This window comes from Pirellulales bacterium, assembly GCA_036267355.1.
Lineage (GTDB): Bacteria > Planctomycetota > Planctomycetia > Pirellulales > DATAWG01 > DATAWG01.
This window is the reverse complement of sequence record DATAWG010000054.1, coordinates 1-12,596: the sequence shown is the minus strand read 5'-3', so window position 1 is coordinate 12,596 and position 12,596 is coordinate 1. Positions and strand designations below refer to the sequence as shown.

Annotated in this window: 7 protein-coding genes, 1 tRNA gene and 1 pseudogene; 6 read left to right on the top strand and 3 right to left on the bottom strand. The window is 61.6% G+C overall.

Annotated elements, in window-relative coordinates; all coding sequences use genetic code 11:
* Window positions 1-298 precede the first annotated feature (298 nt).
* Both VHX65_08770 and dapA read left to right on the top strand, forming a co-directional pair.
* Window positions 299-1,012 carry a pyridoxine 5'-phosphate synthase gene (locus VHX65_08770; GenBank protein ID HEX3998625.1) on the top strand — a complete coding sequence of 238 codons (714 nt, stop codon included), beginning with the start codon at window positions 299-301 and terminating at the stop codon, window positions 1,010-1,012.
* Window positions 1,013-1,226: 214 nt separating this feature from the next.
* Window positions 1,227-2,111 (top strand): annotated as a pseudogene (gene dapA, locus VHX65_08765) (4-hydroxy-tetrahydrodipicolinate synthase).
* A gap of 409 nt (window positions 2,112-2,520) precedes the next feature.
* Here dapA and VHX65_08760 read toward each other — a convergent pair.
* Window positions 2,521-6,375, bottom strand: a complete 3,855-nt coding sequence (locus VHX65_08760; protein HEX3998624.1) for a right-handed parallel beta-helix repeat-containing protein — start codon at window positions 6,373-6,375, stop codon at window positions 2,521-2,523.
* A 285-nt stretch (window positions 6,376-6,660) separates the two neighbouring features.
* On the opposite strand from VHX65_08760, the gene VHX65_08755 reads away from it, so the two are divergent.
* The gene (locus VHX65_08755) at window positions 6,661-7,515 is read left to right on the top strand and encodes an alpha/beta fold hydrolase (GenBank protein HEX3998623.1); all 855 of its coding nucleotides are present in this window, start codon (window positions 6,661-6,663) and stop codon (window positions 7,513-7,515) included.
* A 19-nt stretch (window positions 7,516-7,534) separates the two neighbouring features.
* On the opposite strand, the gene VHX65_08750 is transcribed toward VHX65_08755, so the two are convergent.
* Window positions 7,535-8,662: a formylglycine-generating enzyme family protein gene (locus VHX65_08750; protein ID HEX3998622.1), complete on the bottom strand. Its 1,128-nt coding sequence runs from the start codon at window positions 8,660-8,662 to the stop codon at window positions 7,535-7,537.
* 206 nt (window positions 8,663-8,868) lie between these two features.
* Between VHX65_08750 and VHX65_08745 the strand changes: the two genes are divergently transcribed.
* The 3 genes from VHX65_08745 to VHX65_08735 all read left to right on the top strand — a co-directional run bounded on the left by VHX65_08745 (window position 8,869) and on the right by VHX65_08735 (window position 10,915).
* Window positions 8,869-10,074, top strand: coding sequence for a glycosyltransferase family 2 protein (locus VHX65_08745; protein ID HEX3998621.1), 1,206 nt, complete (start codon window positions 8,869-8,871; stop codon window positions 10,072-10,074).
* Between the two features lie 68 nt (window positions 10,075-10,142).
* Window positions 10,143-10,718: a tRNA-(ms[2]io[6]A)-hydroxylase gene (locus VHX65_08740; protein HEX3998620.1), complete on the top strand. Its 576-nt coding sequence runs from the start codon at window positions 10,143-10,145 to the stop codon at window positions 10,716-10,718.
* A gap of 124 nt (window positions 10,719-10,842) precedes the next feature.
* Window positions 10,843-10,915 (top strand) — tRNA-Ala (locus VHX65_08735).
* Between the two features lie 60 nt (window positions 10,916-10,975).
* Here the strand turns inward: VHX65_08735 and VHX65_08730 are convergent.
* On the bottom strand, window positions 10,976-12,596 hold a 1,621-nt coding region (locus VHX65_08730), incomplete at its 5' end, for a hypothetical protein (GenBank protein HEX3998619.1).

Genomic DNA, 12,596 nt, shown 5'->3' with positions numbered 1-12,596 from the left:
TTGTCGTCCGCCGTCGGAAATGATCGCGTACATGGCGAGGGGTTAGGGTTAGGGGCTAGGATTAGGAAAATGCGACAAGCCCCAAAGTCTAACGGACCGCCGGGCGGAAGTCGAGGGCTTTTATAAGATCGTGTCCGTCCGGCCGTCCAGCGAGGGGCGAGGGGCGAGGGGCGAGTCAGCAGGAGGCCGGCGCCGCTGGACAACGAAACCACGATTGAGGATAGTAGTTTCCCCACGCGCGGCCAATTTTCCTTACTCGCCCCTCGCCCCTCGCCCCTCGCCCCTCGCCCCTTCCTCCGTGCCTCACCTCGGCGTTAATATCGACCACGTTGCTACGTTGCGGCAGGCTCGGCGCACGAATGAGCCCGATCCGGTGTGGGCGGCCGCGTTGGCTCAGATGAGCGGCGCCGACGGCATCACGATCCACCTCCGCGAAGACCGCCGGCATATTCAGGATCGCGACTTAGAGATTCTCCGCCAAACGGTCACGGTCAAGCTGAACCTCGAACTCGCGACGAATGAAGATGTGTTGGCGATCGCTTGCCGTGTGCGGCCCGATCAGGCCACGCTGGTGCCCGAGCGGCGCGAGGAAGTGACCACGGAAGGGGGCCTCGACGCGATCGGCAATTGCCCGGCCGTTGCCGACGCCATTCACCGGCTGCGCGACGCGGGGATCGTCGTCAGCCTGTTTCTGGATCCCGATCCGAAACAGATTGACTTGGCCGCGGATTTGGCCGCCGACGCGGTCGAACTGCACACGGGCGCTTATGCCTTGGCCGCCCCCGGCAAGCCCCAAGCCGACCAATTGGCGGCGCTCGCCTGGGCGGCCGGCTTGGTGCGCAAGAATGGCCTTACGCTCCATGCCGGCCATGGGCTGACGTATCACAACGTCTGCCCGGTGGCCGAGCTTGAAGGCATTTCGGAATTGAACATCGGCCACAGCATCATTTCCCGGGCCGTAATGGTCGGCCTGCCGCAAGCGGTCCGTGAGATGAAGCAACTAATTTCGTGACTCTCGGAAGCCGCGGGACGAAGCAGTCTCACGCGGAGTCGCGGAGGACGCGGAGGAAGCGCGGGCGGAAAGGCGAAGCACCGCGCGACCAGCGTAGCGCGGCGAATTGCAGCCACTAGCACGGTTTCCTATGATAAGTGCGGCCCGCGCAGGCCGCCGTCCCTGTCCCCTCACCCCTCACCCCTCACCTTCACCCTCAGCCTCACCCTTCCTCATGTCCACCAAAGGCGAAGCGTTTGCCGGCTTATCGGTTGCGATCACGACTCCGTTCAAGGATGGCGAACTGGATTTGGCGATCCTGCGAACGCAGGTCGAATTCCAGATTGCGGCCGGTACGAAATGCATTTGCCCCGTCGGCACCACCGGCGAATCTCCCACGGTGTCGCACGAAGAGCACGAGCGAATCATCGCCGCGGTGGTCGAAATCGCGGCCGGCCGCATCAAGGTCATGCCTGGCACCGGCTCGAACAGCACTCGCGAAGCCTTGCGGCTCACACGCTGGGCGGCAAAGCAAGGGGCGGATGCCGCGCTGTTGGTCGCGCCGTATTACAACAAGCCGACGCAAGAAGGCTTCTATCAACATTTCAAGGCCCTGGCCGAGGCCGTCGATATTCCGCTTTGCATCTACAATATTCCCGGCCGGACCGGCAAGAATATCGAACCGGAAACGATCATCCGCTTGGCCGAGTTGAAAAACATCGCGATCGTGAAAGAAGCGACCGGCTCGCTCGATCAAGCGTCGCAGATCATCTCGCAAACCAATCTGACGGTGCTCAGCGGCGACGACAGCCTGACGTTGCCGATCATGGCCGTCGGCGGGCGCGGGGTCGTTTCCGTGGCCGGAAACGTCGTCCCGCGCGACGTGATGGCGCTTGTCAGTGCGTTCGAAGCGGGTAATATCGCCGAAGCCCAGCGCTGGCATCGCAAGCTGTTCCCGCTCTGCCGCGACATGCTCGGCCTGGCCACCAACCCGATTCCGATCAAAGCGGCAATGCATCTCTTGGGCCGCGACACCGGCGAACTGCGGCTGCCGATGACCGCCCTCGATGCCGCCAGCGAAGGCAAACTGCGCAAAACGCTTTCGACCTACGGCCTGCTCTAGTCGCGCCGTAGCTGGCCGACTAGCCGATGCAGAGAAGCAACTCGGCAATTGGAATTCGGGGTGCCATGCCCACGGCTCGGCACTTAGTATTGCCCACGACATTCGTGCTGAGCAACCTGAAACGCGTCGGCCTGAAAGGCGGATTCTAGCAATCACCTACCCAGGGCTACGCCGCTTGCGCGGCTCCGCCCTGGTCTGACGGAATGAGCCTTTCAGGCTCAGCTTTCGTGTGCAATCAGCGCGATCTCAGGAGGGCAATTTGTTTTACCGGCGGACGCCGGATCACAATTCGTCCCTCGCCGGTCACTCGGGAACGCGCGGCTAAATGAATCTTGTGGGTGATGCAAAATCGTGGGGCATGGCACCCATCCGGCCGCAATCGCCGGGAGTGTTTTCCGGTTTATCCTTATTCGAAGAACGCTTTCGCGCCGGCCTCCTGCGGATTGAACATGCCGAATGTCGCCGGCCAGGCGATGAAGCGCTGCACGTCGGTGCCGGGCACGTCGTTGTCGTTCAGCATGAAGCCGAGCCAAAACCATTTCCCCGATTCCACCGGCGGGATAATCTTCTCATCGCCTTTGTAGGTGTTGGCGTCGAGCGGGAGCTTGAACTCTACAACGTAGCCCGGGCTTTTCGAAAGATCGACGCCGTAGATGCTTTCGATGTATTGCCGCTCGGGGATGTCTTTCGCATTCGCGAACTTCTTGACGATCCGCGGGGCGAGTTTTGGATCGAGCTCGAGATCCATCGCGCCGAAGAAAAACCGGTTTCGAAACAGGATCGGCCCTTTGTCGATCGTCTGCGCGACGTTGAAGGCGAAACCGGTCATGAATCCGTTGACGCAGAATTGCAAACTGTCTTCCTGGTAGAACCGGCTGGCGGGCTGATGGAAGCTCACCACGTTGTCGAACACGATCGCCTGGCCGTAGAGATCGTGGTCGTGATAGGCGAGGCGGATGACGCCGCTGCAATCCGCGGGGCCGTCGATCCGGCCGACGGCGGTTTGCGGAGTCATCAGAATCTGCGGCGGGAAACTTCGCCATTTCTGCATATTGCCGTCGATCGGCATTGGGCCGCCGAGCCGCTTGATCGTGATTTCCGGCGATTTTGCCTTTCCGGCCGGCTCGTGCAATTGCGGCGGGCGGAAGGCAAGTTCATGCGTCTTTGCATCGCTGATCGTTAGCGGAAAGCTGCTTCGTTTGACCGCCGTCAGATTGCGAACCGTCATCCAATGATGGCAATTCTGCATGTAGTCGCCGATGACGACTTCCACATTTCCGTCCGGATCTTTCGCGGCATCCCATTCCTGCGGATGATCGACCCAAAAGCCGCTCCACTTGACCGCGGCCGGAAATCCGAACCGGCCCAGTTCCAATCCGTCGTCGTCGAGGGCCATGAATTCGGCCTGATGGCCCCAACTGGAAATCGTCACGCCCGGAAATGGCTCGACTCCTTGAATCGGCGAGTAATCGTTCACGGTGCGCAACCAGCGCAGATTGCCGTCGGCATTCCAGCGGGCCAGATCCGTGGCGCCGCTGTTGCTCAGGCCCATGCCGTTCGGCGTGTGGCGGAGATTGATCGCAGCGCAAATTCCGCCATCGGGCGCCATGCGGGCCGTCGAGGCGCAGCGAAGGTCGTCGGTCTGGTCCAAGAAATAGGGGCTGGGCACCACGGGATCCTTGGCCGTGAAGATCATGTCGCTGCCGAATTCGTAGGTCGGTTCGCCGCCAGCGCCGATCCCCTTGAATTTCCAGCGCATCGCGATTTGCGGCTCGGAATGGAGGATCGTTCCATCGCGCTCGACGAACATGAACCGGCCGGTGAGCGACGCGGTGACCGGCTTGCCCGAGGTATCCAGCACCGGCTCGCCCGGCCCGTCTTTCTCGTCGATTCGCCCGTCGCCATTCGTATCGCGCAAATGCAGCCAACCGCCGTGCGGGTTGCGCCGATAGATCGCCACCGCCCGAACGACCGGATTGTCGTAGCTCGCGATCAGCACCTGTTCTCCGCCGTTTTTTACGGGATTTTGGCACGTAAAGACGCCGAAGTTCTTGCCGCCGGCGCTAAAGAAACCGCGAATGCTTGGTTGAACCATTGCCGGAAGCCCCCAATACGCATCGGGCTCCCATGTTCCACTCCGCGGATCGATGAAATACGACGCCGCGGCCGAGGTATCGAACACGCGCAGCTTCGTGTCGCCGACGAAAGGCGCTATCGCCGGATCGCCGCCCCAAACCGCAAACCCGTCGTGCAGCACATGGCCATCGGGGTCGAAGCTGACCACCCGTCCCGACGCATCGCGCACCGCCACCGAGCCATCGCTCGAAAGCCCGACACTCACATTCGCATTGTTGCGATTTTGCGGATGGGCTTGAAAGTGGAAGCGATCCGGGAGCCATTTTCCGAACGGGCCATCGCCACGGCCAAGCGTTTTCAGCTCCTTCGGGCTTTGCGGATTGGCAAGGTCGAAGATATGGATCTTGCCAGTCCGTCCGGATGCGACCGCGAGCCGATCGCCGGCCACGCTCAAAGCCAAGGGCATTTGCACTCCGCCGAATTGCACCGCGGATTTGCCGTCGGGCGTCAGAGCAAGAATCCGTTCACGGTTGCTGATCAGCCAAAGCAGCTTATGCTTGCGATCTGCCGACGGGCTGTTCGGCTTCAGAACGTCGGCCGAGTTCTCGAATTGCAATCCGTCGGCCGAGCCGAAATCAACTTTGTCGACCGCCGGATCGGCGGCATAGAGTTTGCCGTCGAGTTCGGCGATTCCGCCGAGATACGGGCTCTTGAATTTCCCTTTCCGGTTTACATAAAGCCGGCCGTCGGGCCGCGGAATCGGCTGGCCGCTCACGGGATCGATCTTGTAGATATCGACGCTGTGGTCGGCGCCATTGCGCACAAGGAAGATTTTTCCCGCTTCGTTGATGCACAGGCCGGTGCTATCGGCCGAACCTTCGAATATCCAACGCGCTTTGGCGGTCGCCGGATCGCTCAGCCGCAGATTGATGTGCCGCTCGCTCCAGCCCGATGCGGTCAGCAATTGGCCATCGGCCGCGTATGCCACGATACCGACGTGCACGGAATCCGAGTTGGTCGCCGTGTTGTCGGTCCCGGAGTTGGCCGTCATTCCGCGATAGTCCCATGCCGCGGTGCTCTCGACAACGCGTAGCTCATAGCGCCCGGGCGGAATTGGTCGGCCAAACATATCTCGCGACGGGACGACATAGCCATACGTCCCTTTCTTAAGGGGCAGGCCTTGAAACAAATAGCAAACGGCGCGATTGTCGGGTCCGAAAAGGCCGGCGCTCTTGTAGCCGGCATCCGAGGAAATTTGGAACTGCCCATCGGCCGGCCGAGCGGGCAAATCGGGCGACTCGAACGCCCCGAGATCGACCGCCCCGACGCGGCCCTGGCCATCCATATCCGTCGCCGGAGCATGATGCCCGGCGAGTTCGGCGGTGCCCCAATCCGCGGTCGAGATGCGGCCCGGATTCCAATCCAGCCGGGAAACCGGATGAAAATCGTTCTGGCTGGCATTGGCGAATGCGACATTCAACTGAATGCTATGGGCATCCAGCCCGCCCGATACATCGCGCCACGTCGGCAGTGTCGGCCGTTGCAATTGCCCTTCGATCTTTCCGGTCGATAGAGCGAGATAGAGGTTGTAGTCGACGGCCAGGTTCTTGTTTTCGCCTCCGACGACAATTCCGGTTCCGGCATCCGCGACGATATTGTTGAAAATTGCCGTATTGTCGGCCCCAGCCACCGTCAATCCGCAGGCGTTGGCCGTGGCCACGGTGCAGTTTGCCACGGAGCAATCGGTCGGGCCGTTTAGCGAAACGCCGATCAGGGCCCGCGCAACGATCGAGTTTTCGACCGTCGTCTTGGTGACCTTGGTTGCGCCGATGCCGATCGTTCCACCCAAGATCATCACACGGCTGATCCGCACATCCTCGACGTTGGAAAGCTCGATGCCGGTTCCGGAATTCAGAATCGCCAGATTTTCGATGCGAGTTGCCGATCCCAACACGCGAATGCCGACCGGCGAATTGCGGGCGTCGATCGTTGTCTTCTGATCGCCGGCGCCGCGAAGCGTGACACCCGCCGGCAGTTTGAAACTGCCCGAATAGGTGCCAGCCGGCAAATCGACAACGGCTCCCGGTTTGGCCTTCGCCAACTCGGCCGTTAGATCGAAGCCAAGCAGTGGACTGCACGAACTTAACGCAACGGCGCAAAACAGCAGGGTTCGGATTTTTGTCATCGGTTGGCTCCTCGTCGGCAGTGGGTTGAGAATCGACGAATGCGGCTCGCGATTCAAATGTGCCGTAATCGTAAACTGCGGCGGCGCGATTCTCCAGTCGTCGCCCTGCGGCGCCACAACAACGATCGTCTGCCGCTGCTGGCTGGTCCAGCAGGGGGCGCCGCACGGAAACGCTCGCTGCCGGACAACCCAGCAGCGGCGCCCTCGATTGGTTAGAATCGTTGGACGCCGGCACGATTGCGGCTCGGCACTTCTCCAGGACTGGGTTCACGGAGTTTTCCTCCAATGAAGAGTGTTTCCGTTGGCAATGTTACATTAGCGCTCGAAGATCGCGGCGGTAGCCGGTCTCAGGCCGAGCCATCGTTTAGCAAGCCGGCGCTGCTGCTGGTACACGGATTTCCGCTCGACCACACGATGTGGCGTGAGCAGATCGAATATTTCAGCGTCCATGGCCGGGTGATCGCGCCCGATTTGCGGGGTTTCGGCGAGAGCTCGAACGCACCCGACGATGGTTCGGAGCTTGCCGCCGTCTCGATGGCCGCCTATGCCGACGACCTTGCCGCGCTTTTGGATCAGCTCGGGGTCGATCGGCCGATCGTGTTCTGCGGGCTATCGATGGGGGGCTACATCGCGTGGCAGTTTTGCAAGAAACATGGCCGCCGGCTTGCCGCGCTCGTGGTGTGCGACACGCGTGCGATCGCCGATTCACCGCAGGCCGCGGCCGGACGCGCGGAATTGGCCAAGCGAACGCTGACCGAGGGAACCGAACCGGTCGTCGCGGCCATGCTGCCGAAATTCTTCGGCCCCGAAACCATAGCCCAACAGCGCCCGTGCGTCGCCGACACCGTGGCCGCAATGCATCGCGCTTCGCCGATCGGGATCGCATCGGCTCTCGGCGCGATGGCAACCCGGCCCGACATGACCGCTTCATTGGCTGAAATTCGAGTGCCGACGCTCGTGGTCGTCGGCGAGCACGATGTGATTTCGACCGCCGACGAAATGCATGGCATTGCCGAGCGAATTGCGGATGCGGAGCTCGTGGTGATCCCTGGAGCGGGCCACATCAGCCCGCTGGAGGATCCCGAGGCATTTAACCACGCGCTCGAGCGATTCTTGCGCGAGAAAGCCGGCTGGAATTGAGCGGCTGTAGTTCGGTCTACTATTGCCCGACGACTTCACGCGGCGATTTTACGCAGCGAAAGCCGAGATGGTTGCTGGCCGAGTTCACTTCTCCCCTGCCGCGCGAGCCGACGATGTAGCGCGTGCAGTATTGCTCGGTGCACAAAAACGATCCGCCTCGCTCGATGTGTTTTTGCATGTCCGGCTCGGCCGGGTCGTAAGAGTCGGACGGTCCGGTCGGATTGCGAGTGACCCGATCGCTCGACGCGAGCAGCGCATAGTAATCGGGGCGATACCAATCACTGCACCATTGCCACACGTTGCCCGCCATGTCGTACAGTCCGTAGCCGTTCGGTGGAAATTGCGCGACGGGCGCCAGGCCGCGAAAACCGTCGGCGCCCTCGTCTTTCACAGGAAATTCGCCCTGAAAGGTGTTGGCCATGTATTTCCCGCCGGGATGCAATTCATCGCCCCAGGCGTAAGGCTTTCCTGTGAGTCCACCGCGTGCGGCGAATTCCCACTCGGCTTCGGTGGGAAGCCGCTTGCCTGCCCAGCGGGCGTAGGCCACCGCATCCGGATAGGCCACATGCACGACCGGATATTTCTCCCGCCCCTTGAGATCGCTTCCCGGCCCTTCGGGATGGCGCCAACTCGCTCCCTGCTGATAACGCCACCAGCGGCGGAAATCATCGAGCGGCACGCGCTCGCGGGGAGGCGTGAACACCGTCGAGCCGGCCACGAGCTTCTCAAGTGAATCGCCGGGAAAATCCTCGGCCCTCGGTTTCTGCTCGGCGATGGTGACATAACCCATGGCAGCGACGAATTTCGCAAACTGCTCGTTCGTCACATCGGTCGCATCCATCCAAAATCCGTCGACATAAACCCGATGGATCGGCCGCGCATCGGCCATCGGCTCCGAACCACCGCAAACAAAATCGCGGGGATCGTCGCAGCCCATCGAAAATTCGCCGCCAGGAATCCAAACCATCCCAGCGGGCCCCGACGACGGCGATCGGCCCCTGTTCGGCCTGGTGGGCAGAAACATCCCATTGACCACGGCCGGAGCAGCCGGTTTGTGCTCGTCTTGACGAGCGGTCGTGCCGATCGCAGCACGGGTGATCGCCCAAGCGATGAGCGCCCCTCCCGCCAATCCGAGCGCGAATAGCAAAATTCGAAGCGGCGCCGGTTGCGCCGAGCGACGGTTTGCGGTTGCTGAGCGAGACGCTGCGGAGTCAGACTTGGTCACGAAGAAGGTTCCGATAAGCTACCACTTGACCACGATCCACGGGAGCACGAGCAAACGCTATTATAACCGGCTGCGGTTGCGCGGGCACGGCCCCACCAATTCCTCCGCCCGCACTTCGAGCTTATTGCATGCAATACGTCGTACTCATTGCCGCCGGATGCTGGTGGCTCCTTTCGGCGGCCGTGTTCGTGAACCTGCTGGCATCGCCCCCGCTACCGCTGCGCAAGCCTTCCGCTGAGCATGAGCCACTGCCCGAGCCACTGCCTCCCGAGCCACTGCCGCCTGAGCCACTGCCCCATGAGCCACTGCCGACGGTGTCGGTCATCGTTGCGGCCCGCGATGAAGGGGCGCGGATCGAACAAACGCTGCGCTGGCTGTTGGCCCAACAAAATGTTGCCCTCGATCTCACCGTGGTCGACGACCGCTCGACCGATGCCACGCCTCAAATTCTCGACCGGCTCGCCGCCGAGTTCGATCGGCTGCATGTTCTTCACATCGAATCGCTGCCGGACGGCTGGCTCGGCAAATGCCACGCACTGTGGCGCGGCGCCGAACATGCTCGGGGCGAATGGATTTTGCTCGCCGATGCCGATATTCATATGGCCCCCGACCTTGTCGGCCGGGCCATCGCTACCGCGCGGGCCGAGCGAGCAGATCATCTGTGCCTCTGGCCAGCGATCAATTGCAGCGGGGCCGCAACTCGCGGCGTCATGCTCGCCTGGTCGCAATGCCTCGCGCTCTATGCGCCGGCATGGCAAATCAATCGCGACCGCGGCCATCGCGCGATCGGCATCGGCGCTTTTAACCTCGTGCGCCGCGAAGCCTATCGAGCCATCGGCGGGCATGAGCCGTTGCGACTGGAAGTGGTCGAAGATGCCAAGCTTGGCCTGCTTTTGCGGCGGGCCGGGTTTCGGCAGCGAATCTACACAGGGCTGGCCGACCTCGAAGCAGAATGGGCATTGAGCCTTGCCGGCTCGGTGCGGGCGGTGGAAAAAAATTGGTTCGCCGCGTTGCACTATAGCATCGCCAAGAGTGCGTTGGTCATTTTGTTTGTCGCGGCCCTGATCGGGGTTTCGATCGCAGCGCCGTGGCTTGCGCCGCCGCCGATCGGCTGGATCGGATTGGCCAGCCTTTGGGCGCCGGCAATTCCTGGCGTGATCCAACTCCGCCGGGCCCGCTGGCCAGCGTGGGTGCTGCCGCTCGTTCCGCTCGGGTTTCTGCTGTTTTGCTGGGCCGGAGTCCACTCGACGACAAAGACGCTTCGACAAGGCGGCATCCGCTGGCGCGACACGTTCTACACGCTGGCCGAACTTCGCCGCGGAATGGTACGATAGAAACCGCCCGGGGATCGGATTCAAATCGGCAGCCAACCGCCGGCCGCGAATCGTCGGCCAATGATGTAATGCTCAGCCTCAAATCTGCATCGCCGCGGCGTTGGCTCGACCAGGTGTTGCCCGACGTGCCGACGCTTTTGATCGACCATGCTCATTGCGAGAAAAAGGCGGCCGGCACGGCGCTGAACCTGATTTTTGCCTACGTCGATCGGGTCGAATTGTGTCGCGAGATGGCCGATATCGTCGACGAAGAACTGTCGCATTTTCGCATGGTGCTGGACCTGCTCGAGCGGCGCGGCATTCGGTTCCGCCGCTTGGCGCCGGGGAGCTATGGCCGGCAGTTGAACGAATTGGTCAGAAAACAAGAGCCACAAAAGGCCATTGATCGGCTGCTCGTGGCCAGCCTGATCGAGGCTCGATCCTGCGAACGATTCGGATTGCTGCGCGAGCATCTGCCGGACCGCGAGTTGGCGTCGTTCTACGATGGCCTGTTCGAGAGCGAAGCGCGGCACCACAGCACCTATGTCCGCCTCGCGAATCGATTCGGCCCGGAGGAAGCAGTGCGGAGCCGACTGGAAAACCTGGCCACGGCCGAGGCCGAGCTCATCGCCCGCGGCGACGAGTTGCCAAGAATGCACTCCTAAGCAGTGGCCGGCGGCATGCTGCCCTTGCCGCAATCCAGGGTATTCGTCTGGCTAGACAACCCACGGCGGCAAATCTAATATGGGAAGCACTCCGCGACGGGCTCGAAAGAGGGCTCCGCCGTCTGGGGCGGTAGCTCAATTGGGAGAGCGCTGCGTTCGCAATGCAGAGGTTGAGGGTTCGATCCCCTTCCGCTCCACTCCTTGCAACAGATTGCAACGGCTTGAATCAACGCCGTTCGGTGTGAAATCGCAAGGGTTTAGGTCGCCGGTCGATTCGCCGCGACCGGCCGCGGCATCAACCGTTTGCAGGATGGCCATCCACGTCCATCAGGCCGATGGCGACGATTGTTTTCGAGCGACCCGGGCCGCACCGCAAACGGATTTTGCGGATCGTTTGCTTCGTGGCCATCGATGTTCATCAGACCACTGGCGGCGCTCTTCCAACCGCCGAGGTTGACCATGCAAACGTGGGAACCGACCGCAAACATCGTGGCGACAGCGTCGTCGCCCGAAGTCCGCGTGAATTCAACTTCCAGATCATAGCCGCCGTCAACGACGACGGGCACTTGAATCCGGCTGAATTTTCCGGGTTCGCAGGCCAATTCTTGCCCGCGCGGCCGCCAAACACCTTTGACGCTATCCCGATTTGGATCAATCAGGTGCAGGAGGCCGACCCATTGGCCAACTGGGAATTGGGTTGAGCCAGACGCCTTTTCCGCCGCGACGTTGGCAGGAGTGGAACTCGGCGCGAGCGGCTCGCCCGCGGCACGGTGCGGCGGCTCGCTGGTCGCCGATTTCGAGAAACGGATCGTTGTCGCCGTCGCGTGCACGTCTGGCTGGCCCGATCTGCCCCCGAAATACCAGGTGTCGTCGGTCCCCAGGTAAACTCCGACTTCCTCGCCATATCCCCAAAGATGTCCTGATACGGACGATAGGAATGCGAACCCTTGCCGCTTTTTCAAGAGTTCGACGGGTGAATCACCCACCGACCATTTGTGTTCTTCAACGTCGATCCGGTGCGCGCCCGGCCGTGCCCATTCGACTCCAACGGCGGCGGCGCCGAGTTGGTCCTGGCCTGATCTGCCTCCGAGGTACCAATAGCCGTCGTCGGCCAGTCGCACGGAAACCTCTTCGCCCCCTCCTTCGAAATGCCCTTCAATTCCCGACAAGAAGCATATCCCCTCGTCTTTATGAAGCATCTTGACGGGCGGCTCGCCTGTCCTCCAGTGGTATTCGGTGAATCGGCGCTTGAATATCGCTGGTGTCAGGTGTTCGATGCTGAGAGCCTTTGCCGCCAAGCCGTCGGTTTTCGCGTGCGCGTCTAGCGTCCAGAAGCCGTCGTTGGCGAGGTGTACGCTCGCCGCTTCGCCGTATCCTCCAAAATGGCCGGATATTGAGGAGAGAAAGCAAAAACCATTATTTTTTTGAATGAGCTGCACGCTCGGTTGGCCGAGCTTCCAAGAAAACTCATTCACGGCGTAATCAAGCTTGCCCACGATTGAAGCGACCGCAACTGGGGCCGGAGCTTGTTTCAGATTGGCAATTTCCTTGAGACGTTTTTCGATCGCGGCTTTTTTCAAGGCCGACGCGAGACTCGGCAACGCCTCTTGATAGATGCTGCCCGCATGCAGGCGGACGCAGTCGCGCGCGATGCCGGCTTCTTTTTCGGAGATGTTCCACCACGCGTCGGCCAATTGGATTTGTTGCTCGGCGTCGGTCGGGGATTTCAGTTCCTCGGCGGCGAGCGATTTTAGTTTTTCATCGCTGCCCTTTGCCAACAGCGGCAGGCCGGTGGGCCAGTCGTTTTTGTAAAACGCTCGCCAGCGGCCGACGGCGAGGTTCGCTTCCGCGTCGGCCGGATTTTTGTCGAGCACCGCT